At 66.0% G+C, this 21,483-nt stretch carries 18 protein-coding genes; 4 read left to right on the top strand and 14 right to left on the bottom strand.

The features are described from left to right. Positions 1–69: 69 nt before the first annotated feature. Entirely contained in the window at positions 70–1,452 is a 1,383-nt protein-coding gene (locus tag KF759_RS10015) for an L-serine ammonia-lyase (protein WP_291225043.1), read from the bottom strand. 62 nt (positions 1,453–1,514) lie between these two features. Between KF759_RS10015 and KF759_RS10010 the strand changes: the two genes are divergently transcribed. Continuing rightward, positions 1,515–1,745, top strand: coding sequence for a glutaredoxin family protein (locus KF759_RS10010; RefSeq protein ID WP_291225042.1), 231 nt, complete (start codon positions 1,515–1,517; stop codon positions 1,743–1,745). 18 nt (positions 1,746–1,763) lie between these two features. Here the strand turns inward: KF759_RS10010 and KF759_RS10005 are convergent, their stop codons facing one another. The 6 genes from KF759_RS10005 to KF759_RS09980 all read right to left on the bottom strand — a co-directional run bounded on the left by KF759_RS10005 (position 1,764) and on the right by KF759_RS09980 (position 8,810). Continuing rightward, positions 1,764–3,101 (bottom strand): hypothetical protein, encoded by a 1,338-nt coding sequence (locus KF759_RS10005; RefSeq protein ID WP_291225040.1) that lies wholly within the window; start codon positions 3,099–3,101, stop codon positions 1,764–1,766. A 67-nt stretch (positions 3,102–3,168) separates the two neighbouring features. After that, a complete protein-coding gene (locus tag KF759_RS10000; RefSeq protein ID WP_291225039.1) occupies positions 3,169–4,473 on the bottom strand; it encodes a GTP-binding protein in 1,305 nt (434 codons plus the stop codon). A 48-nt stretch (positions 4,474–4,521) separates the two neighbouring features. Continuing rightward, positions 4,522–5,064, bottom strand: a complete 543-nt coding sequence (locus KF759_RS09995) for a YceI family protein (protein ID WP_291225037.1) — start codon at positions 5,062–5,064, stop codon at positions 4,522–4,524. Further along, on the bottom strand, positions 5,061–5,648 hold the full coding sequence (locus KF759_RS09990) for a cytochrome b/b6 domain-containing protein (RefSeq protein WP_291225035.1): 588 nt from the start codon (positions 5,646–5,648) through the stop codon (positions 5,061–5,063). Before KF759_RS09990 ends, KF759_RS09995 begins: the two co-directional genes overlap by 4 nt. Next, the gene (locus KF759_RS09985) at positions 5,632–6,267 is read right to left on the bottom strand and encodes a YceI family protein (protein WP_291225033.1); all 636 of its coding nucleotides are present in this window, start codon (positions 6,265–6,267) and stop codon (positions 5,632–5,634) included. The genes KF759_RS09990 and KF759_RS09985 overlap by 17 nt, the downstream gene beginning before the upstream one ends. Positions 6,268–7,304: 1,037 nt before the next feature. Continuing rightward, a complete protein-coding gene (locus KF759_RS09980) occupies positions 7,305–8,810 on the bottom strand; it encodes a GTPase (RefSeq protein WP_291225031.1) in 1,506 nt (501 codons plus the stop codon). An 81-nt stretch (positions 8,811–8,891) separates the two neighbouring features. Between KF759_RS09980 and KF759_RS09975 the strand changes: the two genes are divergently transcribed. After that, positions 8,892–12,449: a hybrid sensor histidine kinase/response regulator gene (locus KF759_RS09975; RefSeq protein ID WP_291225029.1), complete on the top strand. Its 3,558-nt coding sequence runs from the start codon at positions 8,892–8,894 to the stop codon at positions 12,447–12,449. Positions 12,450–12,558: 109 nt separating this feature from the next. Here KF759_RS09975 and KF759_RS09970 read toward each other — a convergent pair whose 3' ends face one another. The 5 genes from KF759_RS09970 to KF759_RS09950 form a co-directional block, all read right to left on the bottom strand. Continuing rightward, positions 12,559–12,879 (bottom strand): hypothetical protein, encoded by a 321-nt coding sequence (locus KF759_RS09970; protein WP_291225028.1) that lies wholly within the window; start codon positions 12,877–12,879, stop codon positions 12,559–12,561. 5 nt (positions 12,880–12,884) lie between these two features. Further along, positions 12,885–14,282 (bottom strand): tail fiber domain-containing protein, encoded by a 1,398-nt coding sequence (locus KF759_RS09965; RefSeq protein ID WP_291225026.1) that lies wholly within the window; start codon positions 14,280–14,282, stop codon positions 12,885–12,887. A 198-nt stretch (positions 14,283–14,480) separates the two neighbouring features. Beyond that, on the bottom strand, positions 14,481–15,050 hold the full coding sequence (locus KF759_RS09960; RefSeq protein ID WP_291225024.1) for an ECF-type sigma factor: 570 nt from the start codon (positions 15,048–15,050) through the stop codon (positions 14,481–14,483). 93 nt (positions 15,051–15,143) lie between these two features. Beyond that, a complete protein-coding gene (gene hemE, locus KF759_RS09955; RefSeq protein ID WP_291225021.1) occupies positions 15,144–16,196 on the bottom strand; it encodes a uroporphyrinogen decarboxylase in 1,053 nt (350 codons plus the stop codon). Between the two features lie 56 nt (positions 16,197–16,252). After that, positions 16,253–16,510: a WGR domain-containing protein gene (locus KF759_RS09950; protein ID WP_291225019.1), complete on the bottom strand. Its 258-nt coding sequence runs from the start codon at positions 16,508–16,510 to the stop codon at positions 16,253–16,255. A gap of 147 nt (positions 16,511–16,657) precedes the next feature. Between KF759_RS09950 and KF759_RS09945 the strand changes: the two genes are divergently transcribed. Beyond that, a complete protein-coding gene (locus tag KF759_RS09945) occupies positions 16,658–19,063 on the top strand; it encodes a TonB-dependent receptor (protein ID WP_291225017.1) in 2,406 nt (801 codons plus the stop codon). A gap of 76 nt (positions 19,064–19,139) precedes the next feature. On the opposite strand, the gene aroB is transcribed toward KF759_RS09945, so the two are convergent. Further along, entirely contained in the window at positions 19,140–20,219 is a 1,080-nt protein-coding gene (aroB, locus tag KF759_RS09940; protein ID WP_291225016.1) for a 3-dehydroquinate synthase, read from the bottom strand. Beyond that, a complete protein-coding gene (locus tag KF759_RS09935) occupies positions 20,216–20,767 on the bottom strand; it encodes a shikimate kinase (protein WP_291225014.1) in 552 nt (183 codons plus the stop codon). Before KF759_RS09935 ends, aroB begins: the two co-directional genes overlap by 4 nt. 130 nt (positions 20,768–20,897) lie before the next feature. On the opposite strand from KF759_RS09935, the gene xrtH reads away from it, so the two are divergent. Then, positions 20,898–21,482 carry an exosortase H gene (gene xrtH / locus KF759_RS09930; protein WP_291225012.1) on the top strand — a complete coding sequence of 195 codons (585 nt, stop codon included), beginning with the start codon at positions 20,898–20,900 and terminating at the stop codon, positions 21,480–21,482. Position 21,483 lies beyond the last annotated feature (1 nt).

The raw sequence follows: 21,483 nt of genomic DNA, 5'->3' as shown, positions 1-21,483 counted from the left end.
GCACGCGTGTGCAAGGCGTCGCATCCCCTTGCGAGCAGGTGCGTCAGAGCATGCTGTTCCTGACGTGCTTCAGCACTCGATGACGTTGACCGCGAGCCCGCCGCGGCTGGTTTCCTTGTACTTGTCCTTCATGTCGCGACCGGTTTCGCGCATGGTCTTGATCACCTTGTCGAGCGAGACGTGGTGCTTGCCATCGCTCTTCATCGCCATGCGCTGCGCGTTGATCGCCTTGATCGAGCCCATCGCGTTGCGCTCGATGCAGGGAATCTGCACGAGGCCGCCGATCGGGTCGCAGGTGAGGCCGAGGTTGTGCTCCATGCCGATCTCGGCAGCCATCTCGACCTGCAGCACGCTGCCGCCGAGCGCGGCGACGAGTCCGCCCGCGGCCATCGAGCAGGCCACGCCGACTTCACCCTGACAGCCGACTTCGGCGCCCGAGATCGAGGCGTTTTCCTTGTACAAGATGCCGATTGCGCCGGCGGTGAGCAGGAACTCGATGATGCCGTCTTCGCTCGCGCCAGGGCAGAAGCGTTCGTAATAGTGCAGCACGGCCGGGATGATGCCGGCCGCGCCATTGGTCGGCGCGGTGACCACGCGGCCGCCGGCGGCGTTCTCCTCGTTGATCGCCAGCGCGTAGAGGTTGACCCAGTCGAGGATCGTGAGCGGGTCGCGCAGCGCCGCCTCGGGGCGGTCGCGCAGATCGGCGTAGAGCTCGGGCGCACGCCGACGCACATGCAGGCCGCCGGGCAGGGTGCCGCGCTCGCGAATCCCGCGCGCGACGCCCGAAGCCATCGCTTGCCAGATGCGCAGCAGACCCGTGCGTATTTCATCGCGGCTGCGCCAGGCGGTCTCGTTGTCCAACATGACCTGGGCGATGGTCTTGCCACTGGCCGCGCAAATCGCCAGCAGTTCATCGCCGCTGTGGAACGGATGGGTAAGCTCGGTGGTGTCGGCGACGATGCGATCGCCCGCAGCCTCGTCGTGATTGACGACGAAACCGCCGCCGACCGAGTAGTAATCGCGGCTGGCTAGCTCGTTGTCTTGCGCATCGTAGGCGGAAAAGCGCATGCCGTTGGAGTGATAGGGCAGCTTCTGGCGCTTGTTGAACACCAGATCGGTTTTCTCGTCGAAGGCGATCTCGTGGCGGCCGAGCAGGCGGATGCGGCCGCTGCCGCGGATGCGCTCGAGTTGGGCGGGGATCGCGTCCGGATCGATCTGGTCGGGCCATTCGCCTTCGAGACCGCACAGCACTGCCTTGTCGGTGCCGTGGCCGCGGCCGGTGAGCGCGAGCGAGCCGAACAGTTCGCAGCGCACACGCACCACCCGATCGAGCAGGCCGCCTTCATCGAGCCAGCGCTGACAGAATCGCGCCGCGGCACGCATCGGCCCGACCGTATGCGAGGACGACGGCCCGATGCCGATCTTGAAGATGTCGAAGACGCTGACGGCCATGCCCGGCGGACCCGTGGTGGAGGAGCGGCTATTCTACGCACCCGTGACCGCAAACCGCAGCGATGAGACTGATCCTGTTCCAGCGTGACGATTGTCCGTTGTGCGACCAATCACTGGCGGTGCTCGCGGCGGCGCGTGCACCCGAATTCGAGACGGTCTGGATCGATGAGGACGGTGTGCTCGAAGAGCGCTACGGCACCCGCGTGCCGGTCTTGCGTGACGATGACGGCGGCCGCGAGCTCGACTGGCCGTTCGATGCGGTGGAAGTGATCGCCTTCCTCGCTCGCGCGTGAGCGCAGGCAGCGCGCCGTTCAGTCCAGCGTGTCGCTGAAGATCAGATCGGCTTGCAGGCGCGTCGCAAAGAAGGCGTTGACGGAGGGCACGCCGTCGGTCGTGCCGAGCAAGATCGGACGGCCGCTCTGCAATGCCAGCGCGCGCGCGATGATGTGACTGCCGTCGCGTTCGGTCGGCACTTCGATGTGCGCTTGCCCGGAAACGCCGAAGGCGGGATCTGGCAATCCGCTGGCGGTGAAGCGCGTGACTACGAATTGCCGGTACGGACCCGCGTCGGGGCGCGCCGTGGTGAGCAACATGCACTTGCTATCGGATTGGCAGGCCAGCGAATTGAGAGGCAGCACGCTGCCGGCCAGGGCGATCGAGCTCCAGCCCTGATTGCCAAAGCCATTGTCCGGCACACCGTGTTCATCGAGCGCGAGCACACAGGCCGCGACCATGGGCGATTGCGAGTTGCACACGCCGCCGAGCATCCAGCGGCCGTTGGCCAGCAGTGCGCCCGAGCCACGCATGTCGACCGTTGCCGTGTTTGCGACAAACGTGATGCCGCCAATGCCGAAGCCCGCGTCAAGCGAACCGGTCGCATCGATGCGCGCGGCAAGCAGACCCTGCACGCCGTCGAGATCGCCGCGGCCGGCGACATACACGCGATCTGCCGCATCGATGGCCACACTGCGCAGACCTGCCGTCGCCGTCGCGTTGGTGTCTGCCGGGCTCACGGTGACGCAGCCACCCACGCCGAACTCCGCATCGACTGCGCCATCGGGCAACAGGCGAACGACGATTCCGACGCTGCGCATGGCGGGGCCGGGATCGACATCTCCGCTGCCGGCGAGCAACAGACGACCCTGCGCGTCGATCGCAATCGCCGCGGCGAGTCCTTGTCCAGGATCGGCGTTGGCACAATCGACATGGACGACGCCGTTGTTGCCGAAATCCGTGTCGAGACTGCCATCGGCATGCAGGCGTACCGCGCCGAAACCGCCGAGATTTCCGGCAATGACGATGCGCCCATCAGCTTGCGCGATGATCGTCGTGGGTGTCGGCATCACGCCAGCACCCATCGATACCAAGGACAAACCGCCAATGCCGAAGCTGAGGTCGGGGGTGCCATCGGCCAGAAAGCGCCAGACTGCAGCCTGATCTTGCCAACCCTCCGGATCGTTCCACGCCCAGCGCGTGCCGGTTGCGAGAACCTTGCCGTCTTCCTGGATCGTCACGCCGTAGGGGGCGAGGCTGGCGTCGGCCGGTGCCTGCACGATGTAGCCGGCGGTGCCGAAGCTCGGGTCGATGTCGCCATCCATCGCCTGCGCCGCCGTGGCGCACAGCGCCAGCATGAACACGAGCGTACGCATCATCGCATCCTCGATCAGGCGTCGTGCCCACGCTACGCCGCGCCGACATGGCGCGCAAGCGGGCTCGTCACGAAACGCTGCGCAGCCGCGCGAGGATCTCGCTGCGCGCTTCGCGCAGGATCGAGTCGCGGTCGAGGCTGGCGACAATCTCGGCGACCACGCGTTTGGGCCCGAGCTCGCCCCAGGACTTGCCGGCGACGAGGTATTTCTCCGCTGCGCGGCCGACCAGTTCGGTCGCATACCAGGCCAATGCGCCCTGCGCGCCCGCAGTCACCAGGGTGGACAGGCCCGCGCTCATGCCCTTGAGCGCCGAAGCGACCAGATGCACGCCCCAAATTGCGCTCATCAAGGCGACCAACTGCGCCGAGATCACCGCGATCAAGCTGCCCGCCTCGGATTTGCTCAAGGGCAGGCCATAGACGCGGCCCAGATGCATCACCAGCGCGGCATCGAGCGCGCCCGCCGCGAGCAGGTCGGCGACCGGGATCGGATTGAGCGCGACCGCGACCGCCTTGGCGATGCAGTATTGGCGGATCACCTTGCCGGCCAGTTCCTGCCGCGCCTGCGCGATGCGCGTGCCGACCTGATCGGAGACGCGCCCGGCGAACAGGCTCGCATTGAGCGCGGCCAGCGTGCGGCCTTCGCGTTCGAGTATCGCGGTCAGGCGCGCGCGCAGGGTTTCGATGTCGGGCTTGCGCTCGACCCTCTCGCTGCGTTCGCCGCCGCTGGTATCCACATGCACGCGCTTGAGCGGCGTCGGCTGCGCGGCGATCGCAACCACGTCCTCCTCGTGCACCATGCCGCGCGCATGTTCGCGCAGACGCGCGAGCAAGGCGGCGCATTCGTCCTCGCCGTAGCGATCGGCCTTGTTGAGTGCGAGCAGCAGCGGCCGATGGGTGCGCGCCAGTGTCGAGAGCGCATCACGCTCGCGCTGGGTCATGTCGCCATCGACGACGAACACCACCAGATCGGCCACGCCGGCGACGTCGAAGGCGAGTTGCTCACGCGCCTGTCCATCGAGTTCGTCGATGCCCGGCGTGTCGATCAGATGCACGCCATTGCCGGCGACCTCGCGCCAACTGCGCTGGCCTGCCTCGCGCGTGGTGCCGTGCAGGACGCCGACGGAAAACGCATCGCTGCCCAGCAGCGCGTTGGCCAGCGCCGACTTGCCCACGCTGACGCGACCGAACACCGCAATGTGTACCTCGCCGCGCTCGAGCTTGGCGAGCATGGCTTCGAGTCGCGCGAACTCACTGCTGAGGCCGCTGCGGATCGCCGCAGGTATCGAGCCATCTTCGAGCAGTGCACGCAGGCTGGCCGTCGCATGATCCTGATGCGCGTCTGCAATGGCCACAGGTGCGGGCGCGCGCATGCCTGCGCGTGTACGCAGGCGATGCCACCAGTCACGCAGGCCGGGCACTTATTTTGCGCGCAAGATCAGATGACCGTGTACCGGCACCTCGGCACTGATGTCGACCCAGTCGCTGCCCGCGCCCAGGCCATAGTCGGCGCGCTTGAGCACCGTGTCGACATCGAGCGTGGCGCCACCGCCGCTCTCGACGAACCTGACCTTGAGCGTGACCGGTGCGGTCTTGTCGCGGATCGTGAGCTTGCCGTTCGCGCTGATGCTGCCATCGGCAGCCTTGGCGAACGACTCGGTAGCGAAATGCGCCTGCGGGAACCTGGCCACCGCGAAGAAGTCGCTGCCCTTGAGCGTGTCGTCCCGCTCGCTGCTGCCGGTGTCGGCGCTGGCGAGATCGACCGTGACGTCGAACTTCGCCAAGGCGAGATCGGCGGCATCGAAGGAGATGTTCGCCTCGAAGTGCTTGAAGCTGCCGTTGAAACCATCGCCCTGATAGCTGGCCTTGAAGCCGAGCGTGCTTTGCGCGGCATCGACCTGCCAGTCGCGCGCGAAGGCGAGGGCGGGCAACAACAAGACGCAAGCAAGAAGAATGCGCTTCATGGCGAGGACTCCTGATTCGGGGTGGAAAGACGGCGGCGGCCCGGCAGCATGCGCCGCAGCACATCGTCGCGCTGGAAGAAATGATGCACCAGAGCCACCGCGGCATGGCCAGCAGCGACTGCCGCGAGAGCCAGGAACAGCCACAGGTGCAGGGTTTGGGCGATTGGCTTGAGATCGGCGTTCGCGCCGCCGGTGAGACTCGGCATCTTGATCAGGTCCCACCAGAAAAGCGGGCGCAGGCTGCTGGCCGAATCGAATAGCCAGCCGGTCAGCGGTACGGCGAACAGCAGGCCATAGAGCAGCACATGGCCGGCCTTGGCGCCCAGCGCCTGCCAGCGTGGCATTCCCGGCGGCGGCAGCGGATGGCGATCGAAAGCACGCCAAGCCAGTCGCAGCAGGGCGAGCAGGAGGATCGTCAGGCCGAGCGATTTGTGGAAGCTGAACCACGCAATCACGCTCGGGCGCTTTGGCAACTGCACCATCACCAGCCCGACCGTCGCCTGCACCAGCAGCAGGATCACCACCGACCAGTGGAAGAACTTGGCCGCACTGCCCCAGCGCGCATCGTCACTTTTCAGGTTCATCGTTGCCCTCCCTCGTTCTTGCATCACGCATCTGGATGCCTTCGACCTCGATGCGCAGCTTGATTTGTGCGCCCACCACATCGGCATAGCGGTTCATGCCGAATGCTGCGCGCTCGATGCTGGCAGTGGCTGAAAAACCGATCTTGCGCTTGAACAGATAAGGATCGGTGCCGACATGATTGAGCTTGAAGGCGACATCCAGTGGCTGGCTCACGCCGTGAAAATCGAGCGTGCCGTGGATCACGCCGTTGCTGGCGTCGATGCGCTCGACGCTGCGGCTGCGGTAACGCGCGGTCGGCCATCGCTTGCTGTTGAGCAAGGCGGCCGAACGCGCCGCTTCGTCGAGTTGCGCATTGCCCAGGTCCACGCTCGCCAGATCGATCACGACATCGACCTGGGCCGTGCTCCAGTCGTCCATATCGAAACGGAAGTTGCCGGACTTGATCGGCACGCGCCCGAGTGCGTTCGAGAACTTCTGGTGCATCACGCTGAATGAAATTTGCGAATGCGCTGGATCGAAGCGCCAGATCGCATCCGCGGCGCGCGCCGGTACGGCCACGAGCGCAACCATCGCAAGGGCAAGAGGGCAAATGATCGTGGTGCAGCTACGAACCGTCATGGCCTTGCGGGGTGGTGTCGGCAGGCGTGCCAGCTTGGCAAGAATCGCCGGCGCATGCCAGCGCTTGCGGGTGAACGCTGCGTTTCCGGGGCTTGGCGCGGGTTTTCTGGTTTGTCCATGCGAAAACCGGTTCACGTCCCTATGTGATCGTCCCGCATCCCTGCGGTCCGGTTCCTTTTCTTTGCTTGCCCAAAGAAAAGGAACCAAAAGAAATGGCAGCCCGGCAGCGCCGCCTTGCGCGCTCAATGCGCGCAAGGTGCGCGAGCGGCGTCCGGTTGCGCCGACAGCCCATCCCTGTGCTGACGGCGCAATGAGCGCGATCCATCGCGCTCCCCCTGCGGGCCGCTTCGGCCGCCGCCCGCCACCGCTGATGGGCACCCAAGGCCAAGGCGGCGCGCTCCTGCGCGCAGAAGCAAGTGCACAAGCAAGAGCAAGAGCAATGGCAGGAGCAGCTGCGGTTCTCGCGCTGTTGGCTCCTTCCCCCTTTTGGCCCCGGCGCTCGCGCGAAGATCAGGCCCGGAGGGGCGGCGCGAGGGAGCGCGCCGAGTTTGCCGTCAGACCAGGGATGGGCTGTCGGCAAACCCCGCAGCGCGAGTGCGCTGTCACGCGCGCACGATGCGCGCGTGACCGGGGCCGCGAGGGTGCCCTTCTCTTTGGTGTCTTTCTCTTGGGCAAGCAAGAGAAAGACACCGGACCGCAAGGATGCGGGACGAACAGGCATGGACGCCAGTCGGTTCTCGCGCAAGCGAACACGATCAGGACAACGCAATCTTTCGGCGCCAGCCGAAATTCCCAACCGCAGGGATGCGGGACGAACACACACGGACGTGGGTGGGTTGTCGCATGACCGCCCGGTCGGCGAAAACCTGATCGCGAATCAGGGCACGGTGCGCAGCCAACGTAGCCGCAGGGATGCGGGACGAACCCATACCTGCGTGTTCGGTGCCCGCGCTGGCGTTGCGGACAAGAACGAATGCCGCTCGGCGCGGACCGCAAAGCTCGGCAAACAAGCAGCCGGCGAACATGTAAAACGAAGATCAATCAGCCGAATCCTCGCGGGCGAGTGCGCCGCGCGCGCCATCCACCGCGATGCGGGCGATGCGCTCGATGCGTTCGCGCGGGGGCGTGCTCAGGAGGGCGCGCAGGCGGGTTTCGATGTCATCCGGGTCGAGCGTTGCGCGTTCAGCCAGAGTCGCGGCGAGCGCGTGGCCGAGGCTGTCGAAGACCAGGCCGTAGGCGATGGCGTGCAGCATGCCGCCGCCGAGCGTGCCCAGGCCCGGAAACGCCTTGAGTGCATTGCCCGTGATCGCCAACACCAGCGCGCTGGTGCTGCGAATCGTGAGACCGATGCGGGCGAGCAGCGCGTCGATGTCGATCTCGCGCACGGCGATGCCGTGGATTCGGGCAAGCTCGCGCACGAGGCCAGTGGCGAGCGCGCCCTGAATGAGGAGGTCGGTACCCGGAGCGACCGCAGCAAGTGCGCCGACCACCGCGCGGCGGGTGTATTTGGCAATGCTCGCATCGGCTTCACGGGCAGCGGTCTGGCGTGCGACGAGGTCGCTGCGGCGACTTACTTCGGTCAGTACCGCGGCTTCGCGTGCGGGTTCGAGCGCGGATGCGCCGCGCGCGGCGATGCGTTCGAGCGCGTCGCACAAGGGTTCGATCTCGGCCGGGCGTTCGCGTTCGACGCGTTCACGGCGGCCGTCGGGCAGCAGGCGTTCGAGGCGCTCGCTGCCGCCCGCGCTCACCGCGACGATCGCCTCGACCCGCTGCGCCCAGCGTGTGGCGAAGCGTTTCAGCAAGGCGTCGCGTTGCGCATCGTCATACCAATCGGTTTTGTTGAGCACGAGCAAGACGGGTTTTCCGAATGCACCGAGCCATTCGAGTTCACTGGCCTGGCTGTGACTGAGATCGCTGTCGCACAGATACAGTACGGCGTGTGCGCGCAGCGCTTCGTCGCGCGCAATCTGTTCCCGCGAGTGACCATTGACTTCGCCGCTGCCGGGCACATCGGCGAGCACGAGACTGCGGCCGCTGCGCAGGCTGCCGCGATGATGGGAAACCAGCCGGGTGGTGCCGCCACGCACGTCGACGTCGACTTCGGCTTGCGGCGCGAGCGCGCGGATCAGGCTCGACTTGCCACTGGAAATCTCGCCGAACAGGGCAATGTAGAGGTCGCCGACGGCACGACGGCGGTCAAGTTCGCCCAGTTCGGCTTCGAGCGCGCCGACGTCGGCTTGACGCTCGCGCAGGGCAAGTAGGCGCGCGTCGACCTCGCTGCGCGATTCCGGCGCCAGCGCGTGCGATCGCGCGGGCGTGCGCGCGGGTCGGGCCAGACGCCAAAGGGCCCAGCCGAATGCGCCGATCAGCAGGGCGCCCAAGGCGATCAGTGGCAGACGCAGCCACGGCGACAGCGCGCGCACGCGCTCGATCAATTCGAGCAGGCTGTTGAGCGTGCCGATCACGAGACCGAGGGCGAGTACCGCGGCGATCGCGAGGATGGCGAGCAGGATCAGGCGCAGCGGCAGGCGGGCATGGCTCATGCGCGGATTGTAGGCTGCCGCAGCGTCCGCGGTTTCGTCGCGGCGCGCGCGCTGTCACACTGCGCGGCGGGAGGGATGCCGATGCGCAAGGCGATCTGGTTGCTGTCGATCTTGAGTGCCGCGGCCGCTGCCGCGCTGCCGCCGGCGCCGCCGCAGTTCGTGTCGATGCGGGTGAATGACGGCCTGCCTTCCAGCGTCGTCTACAAGGCCGTGCAGGATCACGACGGTTTCATCTGGATCGGCACCCAGGACGGCCTCGCCCGTTACGACGGCGTCGGTTTTCGCATCTATCGCCATGATCCGGCCGATCCGGCTTCGATTGCATCCAACGATGTTTCGGCCTTGCTGATCGATCGGGATGGCCGCTTGTGGTGTGGTGGCGAAGCCTCGGGACTGAACCGGCTCGAAGCCGACGGCCAGCGTTTCACGCATTGGCGTCATCAGGCCGGTGATCTGTCCTCGCTGGCAAGCGACGACCTCAGCTCGATCGTGCAGGACAGCAGTGGTGCGATCTGGGTTGGAACCTACGACGGCGGCGTCAATCGCCTGTTGCAGGCCGGGGGTGGTTTCGCCCATGTGGACCACGATGAGGAGGATCCGGCCACTCTGCGCTCGAGCAGTGTCTACACCTTGCTGGCCCAGCCCGATGGGCGCCTGTGGATCGGTACCGACAGCGGCCTCGACGTGCGCGAGCCGGATGGGCGCATCGTGCATGTCGAGATTGCGCCGATGCAAGGCCGCCCCGGGCCGCCGATCGTGCTAGGCCTGATCGGCGATGGCGACGGTGTGCTGGCGGGTACGCGCAAGGGCGTGTTCCGCATCGGCGCGGATCTGCATCTGGATCGGGAAATCGCCGCGACCACGCCGCCGCTTGCGGTGACTTCGTTCGCGCGCGGCGGCGATGGCGACTTGTGGCTGGGTCTGCTCACCGGTGTTGCACGCATCGATGCCGCGGGCCGGCTCGATCGCTACGGCACGCGCGAAGGGGTCGCCGGCGCCTATCCGGGCACCAATACGCTCGACGTGATGAGCGATCGGGAAGGCGGCATCTGGTTCTCGCTGTTCGATGCGGGCCTGGCGCGGCTGCCGCCGCACTGGCGCAATTTCTCCGTGTTCCGGCATGTCCCCGGCGACGTCGCGAGTCTGCGCCATTCGCGCGCCCGCGCGATCGCGGTGGATGGTGATCGCGCGGTGTGGGTGGGAACCGGCAACGACGGCATCGATCGAATCGATCGCGCCAGCGGGGTGATCGAGCGATACGGCGAGCGTCTGCGCATCGGCAACCAGCGCATGACGGCCTTGCTCGCAGTCGATGCCGATACGCTTTGGGTGGGTTTTCAGCGCGGCCTGCGGCGCTATTCGATCAACAACGCGACCAGCGTGGAGATTCCGGTCGACCTCAAGCGCGAGGATGCGCTGCCGCCGGGTTTCGTCGATCGCCTCCTGCTCGATGCGCAAGGCCGGCTGTGGGCAAACGCGCATGGTGGCGGCATCGTCCGCATCGAAGGCGAGCCGCCGCGGGTGACGCGTCGCTTCCTTCCGGCGACGCAAACACTGGGCAACGCCGACGTCCGTGCGATCGCGTTCGACGCCAAGGGCACGCCGTGGCTGGCGACACAGGCGGGCCTCGAGCGCCATGACGCGGCGCGCGACGCTTTCTACCCTGTGGCCGGCGGGCCGGCGCAGGCGCTCGATGCGCTCGCCTTTGCCGGCGACGGAACGCTGTGGGTGCACCACTGGCTCGGGGCACTCGAATCCTGGCATGTCGAGGGCACGAACATTGTGCGCGGGCAGGTGATCGACGCGTCGGCCGGCTGGCCCGCGCTCAAGGCGTCCGCGCTTGCAGTCGCCGATGACGGGGCATTGTGGGTCACCTCCCTGCGTGGGCTGTGGCGAGTCGAACCGAAGTCTGGTGCGATCCGCAAGTACGACACCCACGAAGGCCTGCCCAGCCAGGAGTTCCTGAGCGGCGCCTTGAGCCGGGCCAGCGATGGCAGCCTGTTTGCAGGCACGCTTGGTGGCGCACTCGCGTTCGATCCGCTGCAGATGCGCAGCGATGTGCCGCCGCCGTTGTTGCGGCTCACCGCGCTAGAACTGCAGCGCGGCGGCGAGGTGATCGCGCTCGATCCGGCCCAGCCGCTGCGTCTGCGCCACGACGATGCCAACCTGCGCATCCAGGTGCGTGCGCTGGGCTATGTCGATCCATTGTCGACGCGCTATGCATTTCGCCTCGCCGGGCTCGAGCGCGAGGCAATTCAGTCCGACAACGGCGAACGCATCTGGTCGAGTCTGCCGCCGGGAAACTACACGCTCGAGGTGAGTGCGCGCAGCGGCAATGGCGCGCAAGTCATGCTGACCCCGGCGCTTGCGCTCAGCGTTGCACGGGCGCCGTGGGACACGCCGCTTGCCTATGTCGTCTACGCGGTTGGCGCGCTGCTGCTCATGTTGCTGGGCTGGCGTGCCACGCGTGAACGTGTGCGCCGTCAGCATGCCTATGCGCTGGCAGAGGAACGGCGGCGATCCAGCGAGCAGATCAGCGCGGCGAAGTCGGCCTTCCTCGCCAACATGGGCCATGAAATCCGCACGCCGATGACGGGCGTGCTGGGCATGAGCGAACTGCTGCTGACCACGCCGCTCGACGCCCGTCAGCACGGGTATGCGCAGGCGATTCGGCAGTCGGGCGAGTTGATCCTGCGCCTGATCAACGACAGTCTCGATCTCGCGCGCATCGAAGCCGGCAAGCTCACGCTCGAGGAAGGTGCCTTCGATCCTGCCCTGCTGCTGCGCGAGGTCGCGGCGCTCGAACAACCGCTTGCGCAACGCAAGGGGCTGGCGCTGAACCTGCGGCTTGCGGCCGATCTGCCGGCAACGGTCGGAGGTGACGCCATGCGCGTCAAGCAGGTGCTGCTCAACCTCGTCAACAATGCGATCAAGTTCACCGAGCACGGCGAGGTGACGCTCGAACTGCTGCGCGTGGGCGCGGATACCTTGCGCTACGGCGTGATCGACAGCGGGTCGGGCATGAGCGCGCAGGTCTGTGCGCGGCTGTTCAAGCGCTTCGAGCAGGCGGCGGGCGTGGGTCTGCGTCATGGTGGCAGCGGTTTGGGCCTGGCGATCAGCCACGATCTCGCGGTCCTGATGGGGGGCAGTCTGCGCGTGTCGAGCACGCCGCAGGTCGGCAGCCATTTCGAATTCGAGCTGCCGATCCGCCGGGCGCCGGCTGCCGAACCGGTTACACCGCTGCCGGGGCCTGCCGCAAAGGGGCTGTCGATCCTCTTGATCGAAGACGATGCGACCGTGGCGCAGGTGATGGCCGGCCTGCTCGATGCGCTTGGACATCGTCTGCGTCATGTCGCTCATGCACTGGCGGCGCTTGCCGAGCTCGAAGTCGCGCCAGTCGATCTGGTTCTGCTGGATATCGATCTGCCCGGGATCGACGGCCTGCAGCTGGCGCGAATGATTCGCTCGGGTGCGCACGCGCACTTGCCGCTGCTCGCGGTGACCGCGCGTTCGGTCGGCGACGAGGAAGTTCTGGTATCGGCCGCGGGGATCGATGGCTTGCTGCGCAAGCCGGTGACCGCGCAAGCGTTGGCGCAGGCGATCGAGGCGGCGCTCGCGGGTGGCAGAGGGGCAGCCTAGCGCAGGTCGGCGCAACAACTCCGGCCGGGCGGCAGCCGTCAAGGCGCGGATTGACAGGGCTGGCAACAGCGAGTCCGGCCTTGCGCCGGACTCGCTCGTCGCATGTTGCTCAGGTTTGGAAGCCGTCGCGGAAGATCGTGTCGCCGTAACAGACCATCGGCGAGACCACGAGCTTCGCAGTCAGCGCATGCTGGCTGCCCAGTTGCACCATTGGTGCCTGCGTGGGCGTCGACAGACGTGCATGCAGTTCATGCGCGATGCCGCGTGACATGTCCTTGGCGGCACCGGGCGCTGATGCCGGCGTCAGGCTGGCCTGCAGCTGGTAATGACCGGCTGCCTCGGCCGTGGACATTGCCGCGGTGGCGAGCACCAGCGTCAGACCGCAGAGCACTCCGCGCGGCCAGCGGTGGGAACGGATGGGGCCGGACATGGCGCTCATTCCGCCTTGTTGCTCAGATGCTCGACCGCAACGGCGAGTTTCTCGATGCGTTCACGCAGTGCGTCATTCTCGGCTTGCACCTGATCGAGTCGGCCGCGCAGTTCGGCATTGTCGCCCTCGAGCTTGCTGTTGAGACCCTGGATCGCCACCAGCGCGACGCCGTTGGCATCGACCGTGGAGATGTGCTGGCTGTCCTGGCCCAAGCCAAAGGCGGTGGCGAAGTCTTCGGCGACTGGTCCGAGGTGACGCCCGTCAGTGGCTCCGCCATCGAGGTAGGTCCAGGTCTGGATTGGCATCTTGACCAGTTTGGCCAACACGGCGGCCGAATCGACATCGGCAAAGCCCTGCTTGAAGAAGCGGCTCGAGGCATTGGTCCACACACCGCCACCCGAAAGGTAGGCGCCGTTGCCGGTGTTGGCGTCGTGACCCACTTTGAGCGGCTGCGCAGCCGTGCCGATCGCGCCGTTCAGGCCGATCGTCTGGTTGGTGCCGAATACTGCGGAAAGAGTTAGGCTCCCGCTGTTGGAGAAGCCGTAGGTCATGGCACTGAACAGGTTGGCGAATTGCCAGCTCTGGTTGGTGCCAACCCGCATCGCAAACGATACCGCGCTACTGCCTTCCACCGGTGCCAGGGTCAGGGTCTTGTTGAGCGGCGCCGTGCCATCGTCGGCCGTCGAGGTGTTGATGCCCACGCCACCCTTGGCGCCGATGATGAACTGGTTGGCTCCGGTATCCTGGTAAATTGCGGTCGAATCGCGGTCGCCCCAGACGAAGCTGCCGGTATTGTTGGTCTTGCTGTTCCAGCCCGCTGCAAAGGAGTAGGCACCCGCTGCGCCGTTGGAAAAATTGCTGGAGAATGCACCTTGTCCGATGGGCGCCGCGCTGGACCACGGATACAGCTCGGTGCCGCCATTGGTGCGAATGATGGCGCGGGTGCTTCCGTTTGTTTTGAACACGAGATCCTGCAAATCGGCCGTGCCCACATAGCTACCAGCGGGATTGGCCGCGTTGCCGTCCAGCGTCCAGCTACCGGGGCAGGCGCTGCCGGTGGGCGCAACCGTGCTGCGACCATCGAGGCTTTCCCAGGCGCCGCCGACGCTGCGCACGTCCACGCCGAGCCAGCCGCCCATGCTGGTCGCGGCCGGGCCAAAGTCCACCGCGGTGCTGAAATTGCCATCGCGCACATCGACGCCGTGCAGGTCGATCGGACCGGCCAGCACGCGGCCACCTGTTTCGGCCGAATACAGCGTCAGGCGCAGGTCATAGCTGCCGTCGGCCGGCTTGCCGGCGCTGCTGAGCGAACCGTGGTAGTTGAAGCTCTCGGCCTGCGCGGTCGGTGCGGCGGCGCCAAACAGGACCATCGAGAAAAGCAGCGGGATCAAATTCTTCTTCATTTCCTTCAGCTCCGGTTGGATGCGGCGATGGGGCCGCAAGAAGGAAAACGGAAAACAGGGGCGCTTGAAGACATGGATCGGGATCTTGAGTGCTCCGAAACCGGTTTGGATGTCGCTTGGCCGCGTTGCGCGCACGAATGATTCCCATGCCGCCCTGCGACCATCGGCAGGCAAGGACGTGCCACTGGTCCGTCCAAATCAGGCAGGCAGGCCCTGCGGCAAATTGGTGCGCAGCAAGGCACAGGCCTGATGCCAGTCGCGGGCAACCGTGCGCGGACAGACCTCGAGGCGCAGGCCGATCTCGGCGAATCCGAATCCGTCGAGATAATGCAACTCGAACACGCGTGCGCAGCGCGGCTGGCACAACGCCAGATGTTCGAGGGCATGCAGCACCTCGACGGTCTGGGTGGGTGAGGCCTGACAGGCCATGCGCTCGTCGCTCAGCGTGACCATGGTGCAGTCACCGCCGCGCTTGAGTGCGTGGTCTTCACGCACATGGTCACCAACGATCTGGCGCATGGTGCGTGCGGCGAGAGCCAGAAAATGCTGCTGGTCGTGAATGACAGGATGCGCAGCGGCGAGTTTGAGGTAGGTCTCGTTCACCAGGGCGTCGGGCGGCAATGGCACGTCATCGCGGCGGATCAGGCGGCGCGCATGGTGATGCAGCTCCTGGTGCAGCAGAGCAAACAAGGCGCGTGGGTCCAACTGTGCGACGGCGGGCGCTTGCGCCAGCGCGAAATCGCCACCCAGCAAATCGTCGATGGTCATGTCCCGTCCCTGTCCGGTTCACGCATGCCAGTCGTCATTACCGACGCTGCCAGTATGCGCGGATCGGGCAAGGCTCTCAATCGACCGCCCGCTTCAGATCCGGCGGCTGAGATCGTGCACCGCCTCGACCAGGGCGGCGACGTGCTCGGGCGGGATGTCGGGCGTGATGCCGTGGCCGAGGTTGAAGATGTGGCCTGGATGCGGGCCGTACGCGTCGAGCACCGCACGTGCCTGGGTGCGGATGGTTTCCGGCGAGGCCGCAAGGACCGCGGGATCGAGATTGCCCTGCAGCGCGACGCGATCACCGACACGCGCGCGCGCCGCGCCGATGTCGATCGTCCAGTCCACGCCGAGCGCGTCGCAGCCGGTATCGGCGAGCGCCTCCAGATGTGCATTGGCGCCCTTGGAAAACAGGATGACGGGAATGCCGGGCGCCTGCGCCTGCACCTGCTCGACGACCTTGCCGAGCCAGCGCAAGGAAAACTCGCGGAACATCATCGGCGTCAGCAAGCCGCCCCAGGTGTCGAACACCATCAGCGCCTGCGCGCCGGCCGCGGCTTGTGCGGCGAGATAGGCAGCGACGCTGCGCGCGAGCGTGTCGAGCAGATGTTGCATCGCACTCGGATCTTCGAGTGCCAGCGCCTTGGCGCGGGCAAAGCTCGCCGAACCCTCGCCTTCGATCATGTAGCAGGCCAGGGTCCACGGACTGCCGGCAAAGCCGATCAGCGGAGCGCGATCGTGCAGCTCGTGGCGAATCAACCTCACCGCGTCGGTGACATAGCGCAGGCTCGATTCCGGATCGGGCACACCGAGCCGCTCGATGTCGGCGCGACTGCGCAGCGGACGGGCGAATTTCGGGCCCTCGCCATCGACGAAGTGCAGGCCAAGGCCCATCGCGTCGGGCACGGTGAGGATGTCGGAAAACAGGATCGCGGCATCGAGGGCAAAGCGCTGCAGCGGCTGCAAGGTGACTTCGCAGGCCAGTTCGGGCGTCTGCGCAAGGGCGAGGAAGCTGCCGGCGCGCGCACGCGTGGCGCGGTATTCGGGCAGGTAGCGGCCAGCCTGGCGCATGATCCAGATTGGCGTCATGTCCACGCTTTCACGGCGCAGGGCACGCAGGAATCGGTGATCGGCGGTGATGGTCATTGCTGCTGCGTCTCCCTGCGCCGCAGCGCATGCTTGCTTGAGTCGGTGTGACGGCTTCAGCGCGGGCCTTCGAAGCCCTGGCTGAACATGATGCGAAAGCCGCGACCGATCTGCGCATCGCGGGCGCGTTCGAACGCGAGCAGCGCCGCGTCGCGTTCGAGGAACACCTCGCTCTTGCTGCTGGCGCGGTGCCTGCCCTGCTGGCCCCATTCACGAAACAGCGTCCAGCCGCCGAGCAAATCCTGCTGCAGCACGATCTGGTAATAGCGTGGCGCATCGGCGCCGACGGCCTGGGTTTGCATGAATACGCGCATGGTGTCGCGCAATTGTAGCGGGCCGTCGGGGTGCGCGGCAGCCGTCCTGGCCCGTGTCGCAGCGAAGGATGACCTGCGTCAACACCGGAAGCGGCGCAGCTCGGCTAGGATGTGCGCCCTCAGGGGTCATCGGGGAAGGGGTTTTTCATGGGTATCAAGCATACGCAACTGTCGTTGGCGATTGCGGCACTGGGACTTGCGGGCTCTTTTTGGTCGGGTTTCCTGTGGGCGCAGGACACGGTGCCGACGGCCGATCGCAGCGACGACAAGGTCACCCGGCTCGAAGGCGTGATCGTGGTGGGTTCGCGCCGCTATGACCGGGGTTCGGACACCGACACGGCGGTGCCGGTGGACATCGTGCCGATGACCAAGGCGGCCGATCAGGGCGCTTCGTTCGACCTCGCGCAAACGCTCGAGTACACCACGCCTTCATTCACGTCAGTGCGCCAAACCGGCGCCGACAACGCCGACTCGGTCGATTCGGCGGCCTTGCGGGGACTGGGTTCGGACCAGACCCTCGTGCTGGTCAACGGCAAGCGCCTGCATTCGACCTCGCTGGTCAACCTGTTCGGCGCGCGCAACCGCGGCATGACCGGAACCGATCTCAACACCATCCCGATGCTGGCAATCGGCCACGTCGAAGTTTTGCGTGATGGCGCCGCGGCGCAGTACGGCTCCGACGCGATCGCCGGCGTGCTCAATATTTCGCTCAAGCGCAGCCAGGGCTGCGAGGCGGTCGCCGGCTATGGCCAGTATTCGCGCGGCGACGGCAAGAACTACATCGCTTCCGGCTATTGCGGATTCGGCGTCGGCGATGACGGCATCGTTGCGCTGACTGCCGAATACCTCGACCGCGGACGCTCCAACCGCACCACCGAACGCGATCCGCTGCGGATCATCGGTGACACCGCGGTCAAGAACGGCACCTTCTACATGAACGGTGACATCCCGTTCGGTGACACCGCGCATTTCTATTTCAACGGTGGCATCCAGAACCGCGATGCCTCGTCGGCCGCGTTCGCGCGGGGTGGCCTCGGCTCCGACGACATCCCCTCGCGCAATTCGGCGGCCATGTATCCGGATGGCTTTGTGCCGTTCATCGACCCCTATGTGCAGGACCGCCATGTCACCGGTGGCATCTGGTGGCGTTGGAACGACTGGCGCATCGATGCCTCGCAGACCTTCGGCTACAACAAGCTGATCGACACGATTCGCCACACGCTCAATGCCTCGATTGCCAATTACGACCTCATGCATGGTGGCCAGGGCATCAGTCCGGATCATTTCAATGCCGGCGGCTTCTCCTTCGGGCAAGCCACCACCAACCTCGATTTCTCGCGCTATTTCGATGACTGGTTTGCCGGTACCAACGTGGCCTTTGGCAGCGAGTTTCGTCACGAGAACTATCAGATTCATGCGGGCGAGTCCGGCTCCTGGATCGACGCCGACGGTCCTGGCGGCGGCAATGCCGGCAGTCAGGGTTTCCCCGGCTTCCAGCCGGTCGATGCCACCGACAAGAACCGCAACAGCTGGGCGCTGTATGGCGACTTCGAGGTCAACTGGACCGATCGCTTCATGACCGACCAGGCGCTGCGCTACGAGAACTACAGCGACTTTGGTTCGACCCTGATCGGCAAGCTCGCCGGTGCGTTCCGCGTCACCGATACCTTCCTGCTGCGTGGGTCGCTGAGCACGGGCTTCCGCGCGCCGTCGCTGCAGCAGCGTTATTTCTCCTCGACCTTCACCGACTTCATCAGCGGCGAGCCGATCGATGTGGTGCTTGCGCCCAATGGCGGGACGGTCGCCAATGCCGCGGGCATTCCCAAGCTCACGGAGGAAAAATCACGCAGCGGCACGCTTGGCTTCACCTGGAAGCCGAATGACGCGATTTCGGTCACGCTCGATGGCTACCGCATCGACATCGACGATCGCATCGTGCTCAGCGGCTACTTCGGCACCGACGATCCGAACATCGGCGCGATCCTCGAAGGTCTGGGCGTGGGCTCGGCGCAGTTCTTCGTCAATTCGGTCGACACGCGTACCCAGGGCCTGGACCTCACCGTCAATCATTCGATGGATCTGGGCGCCGGACACCTCGACAGCTTCCTCGCCTTCAACCACACCACCACCGAGGTCAAGCGTGTGCATACGCCGCCTTCGCTGGTCGGTCGTGAGGACTCCTTGCTCGGCGAGCGTGATCGCCTGTTCATCGAGGGCGGCGCACCACGCTCGAAGGCGATCCTCGGCTTCGACTACACGCTTGGCGCCTGGGAAGCAGATCTCAAGATCATCTACTTCGGACCGATGACGCTGGGCACCTTCTCCGGACCGCCGGTACCCAATCAGCACTATGCTGACAAGACCTCGGCCGACCTCAGCATCACCTACAACTTCAACGACAACATGAAGCTGACGGTGGGCGGCCAGAACATCCTCGACAAGTTCCCGACCCGCCAGAATCCCGACGAAACCGACAATGGCTTCATGTACGAATCGGTGCAGTTCGGACTCAATGGCGCGGCCTGGTTCGCGCGCTTCGCGTACAAGTTCTGAGCGGGCAATCGAAAGCTCGTGACTGGAATTCGGGCCCGCGCAAGCGGGCCCGATGCGTTCGGGCGGCGAATTGCGCTCAGTACGCGCCAAGTACGCTGCGGATCGCGCTTTCCTCGACATCGGGGACGATGTCCGCCTGCCCGATGCCGCGCCACAGAATCAGGCGCAGGCGGCCGCCGATGTTTTTCTTGTCCAGCCGCATCGCCGCGAGCAGACGTTCGGAATCGAGCGGTGGCGGCGCAACCGGCAGGCCGAGTTCGCGCAACAGCGATTCGAGCCGCTGCGCATCTTCGGCGGGTGCGCGTCCGATCAGGCTCGACAGGCGCGCGGCCTGCAACATGCCGATCGCGACTGCCTCGCCATGCAGCAAAGTGCCGTAGCCGGCGACGGTTTCAAGCGCATGGCCGAAGGTATGGCCGAAGTTGAGCAGGGCGCGCTCGCCGAGTTCGTGTTCGTCGCGAGCGACGATCGCGGCCTTGCTCGCGCAACTGCGTTCGATTGCTTCGCCCAGCACTTGCGCGTCGCGGGCGTTCAAGGCGTCGGCGTGGGCTTGCAGCCAGTCAAGGAAGGCCGCGTCGGCGATGGCGCCGTACTTCACCACCTCGGCCAGGCCCGCGCGGTATTCGCGCGCAGGCAGCGTGGCCAGCGTCGTGGTGTCGGCGATCACGGCACGTGGCTGGTGAAACGCGCCGACGAGGTTCTTGCCCGCTGGCAGGTTGACGCCGGTCTTGCCGCCGACCGATGAATCGACCATCGCCAGCAGGGTGGTCGGCATCTGCACGAAAGCGATGCCGCGCATCCAGCAGGCCGCGGCAAAGCCAGCCAGATCGCCAATCACGCCGCCGCCGAGCGCGAGGATGGTGGCGTCGCGGCTGGCGCCGAGGCGGGCCAGCGAGGCGAAGATTTCGCCAGCACTGTCCAGCGTCTTGTGAGCTTCCCCGTCGGGCAGCAGCAGACTCGCATGGCGCAATCCGTTCAAGGCGGACTCGACGCGTGTCAGATAGAGCGGGGCAACCGTGGCATTGCTGACCACCAGCGCATGGGTGCCACCGATCACGCCACGCCAGCGGGCACCATCGGCAAGCAGGCCCTCGCCGATCCAGATCGGGTAGCTGCGTTCACCGAGGTCGACCTCGAGCGTGCGCGGCGCGCTCATGGCGCGGCCCCGATGACCAGCCCGGACCAGCTCGCGGGCAGACGCGTGAGCAGTTCGTGGGCGGCCTGGGTGCAGTTGCGTTGCGCAATCGAGCGCAAGCGCAGGTCGGCCACTTCGGCGTACAGCGGGTTGCGTTCGCGGGCAAGGGTTTCGAGCCGTTCGCGGCGGTCGGGCGTACGCAGCAAGGGCCGCTGGCGGTCACGCGCGAGACGCTCGATCTGAACCTCGACATCGCTGTCGAGCCAGACCACGAAGCCGCGTTCGCGCAGGATATGGCGATTGCGCATATCGAGGATCGCGCCTCCGCCGGTGGCCAGCACGATGCCATCGCGCTGCGCCAGTTCGGCCAGCGCGGCGTGCTCGCGCTCACGAAAGCCCGCCTCGCCTTCGAGCTCGAAGATCAGGGCTATCGAGGCACCCGTGCGGTGCTCGACTTCATGGTCGAGATCGACGAACGACAGGCCAAGCCGCTCGGCCACGTGGCGGCCGACGGTACTCTTGCCGGCGCCCATCGGGCCCACCAGGAACAGGTTTGATGCGGGAATCATCCGGCAATGCTAGGGCAATGCAGATCAAGTTGCACAACCGTCATGGCCACCGCAAAGTGCATCAATCATTGCGCGTGGCGAAGGCAAGGCGCGCTTGTCGCGGTGAGCGCGGGACTGGATCAGTGATGCCTTGAGCGCGCTGGTCGCTCGTGTGGCGGCGACGTATGCTTGGCGCTTGTCCCTGGGCGGTGTGGTCATGGCGCGTTTCGTGTTGTTGTTCATGTTGATTCTGTGCGCACTGTTCGTGGCCGAGTTGTTGCCGCCGGTCGAGCGGCATGTCATCGAGCCCTTCACCAGCGGCATCGCGCAGGTGTGCGTGTGGCTGGTCGGCCTGTTCGACGCGCATGCCTTTTCGATCGGCAAGGAATTGCACAGTTCGGCCAACGGCTTTGCGATTTCGATCGAGCGCGGCTGCAATGGCGTCGAGGCGGTGATCATCCTGATTGCGGCGATGCTGGCCTATCCTGCGCCGTGGCGTTACAAGCTGATCGGCATCGGGCTGGGTTTTCTCGCGATCCAGGCGCTCAACCTGGTGCGCATCATCAGCCTGTTCTACATCGGGCAATGGAACCGCATCTGGTTCGACTGGTTCCACCTCTACCTGTGGCAGGCTTTGATCGTGCTTGATGCGCTGGTGGCGTTCCTGATCTGGCTGCGTTGGCTGCCGCGCGGCACACGGTCGGTGCCCGCCGACGCGGGGGCGGTCAAGGGCTGAG

It is taken from the genome of Dokdonella sp. (assembly GCF_019634815.1).
GTDB lineage: Bacteria > Pseudomonadota > Gammaproteobacteria > Xanthomonadales > Rhodanobacteraceae > Dokdonella_A.
This window is presented reverse-complemented; position numbering and strand designations above follow the sequence as displayed.

What these genes read in the sequence shown, in the direction of transcription:
- KF759_RS09980 (WP_291225031.1), bottom strand. Translation starts at nt 8,810, where the DNA reads ATGAGCCATGCCCGCCTGCCGCTGCGCCTGATCCTGCTCGCCATCCTC.
- KF759_RS09985 (WP_291225033.1), bottom strand. Translation starts at nt 6,267, where the DNA reads ATGACGGTTCGTAGCTGCACCACGATCATTTGCCCTCTTGCCCTTGCG.
- KF759_RS09935 (WP_291225014.1), bottom strand. Translation starts at nt 20,767, where the DNA reads ATGATTCCCGCATCAAACCTGTTCCTGGTGGGCCCGATGGGCGCCGGC.
- KF759_RS09990 (WP_291225035.1), bottom strand. Translation starts at nt 5,648, where the DNA reads ATGAACCTGAAAAGTGACGATGCGCGCTGGGGCAGTGCGGCCAAGTTC.
- KF759_RS10010 (WP_291225042.1), top strand. Translation starts at nt 1,515, where the DNA reads ATGAGACTGATCCTGTTCCAGCGTGACGATTGTCCGTTGTGCGACCAA.
- KF759_RS10015 (WP_291225043.1), bottom strand. Translation starts at nt 1,452, where the DNA reads ATGGCCGTCAGCGTCTTCGACATCTTCAAGATCGGCATCGGGCCGTCG.
- KF759_RS10005 (WP_291225040.1), bottom strand. Translation starts at nt 3,101, where the DNA reads ATGCGTACGCTCGTGTTCATGCTGGCGCTGTGCGCCACGGCGGCGCAG.
- KF759_RS09950 (WP_291225019.1), bottom strand. Translation starts at nt 16,510, where the DNA reads ATGCGCGTATTCATGCAAACCCAGGCCGTCGGCGCCGATGCGCCACGC.
- KF759_RS10000 (WP_291225039.1), bottom strand. Translation starts at nt 4,473, where the DNA reads ATGCGCGCGCCCGCACCTGTGGCCATTGCAGACGCGCATCAGGATCAT.
- KF759_RS09945 (WP_291225017.1), top strand. Translation starts at nt 16,658, where the DNA reads ATGGGTATCAAGCATACGCAACTGTCGTTGGCGATTGCGGCACTGGGA.
- KF759_RS09975 (WP_291225029.1), top strand. Translation starts at nt 8,892, where the DNA reads ATGCGCAAGGCGATCTGGTTGCTGTCGATCTTGAGTGCCGCGGCCGCT.
- hemE (WP_291225021.1), bottom strand. Translation starts at nt 16,196, where the DNA reads ATGACCATCACCGCCGATCACCGATTCCTGCGTGCCCTGCGCCGTGAA.
- KF759_RS09960 (WP_291225024.1), bottom strand. Translation starts at nt 15,050, where the DNA reads ATGACCATCGACGATTTGCTGGGTGGCGATTTCGCGCTGGCGCAAGCG.
- KF759_RS09970 (WP_291225028.1), bottom strand. Translation starts at nt 12,879, where the DNA reads ATGTCCGGCCCCATCCGTTCCCACCGCTGGCCGCGCGGAGTGCTCTGC.
- aroB (WP_291225016.1), bottom strand. Translation starts at nt 20,219, where the DNA reads ATGAGCGCGCCGCGCACGCTCGAGGTCGACCTCGGTGAACGCAGCTAC.
- KF759_RS09965 (WP_291225026.1), bottom strand. Translation starts at nt 14,282, where the DNA reads ATGAAGAAGAATTTGATCCCGCTGCTTTTCTCGATGGTCCTGTTTGGC.
- KF759_RS09995 (WP_291225037.1), bottom strand. Translation starts at nt 5,064, where the DNA reads ATGAAGCGCATTCTTCTTGCTTGCGTCTTGTTGTTGCCCGCCCTCGCC.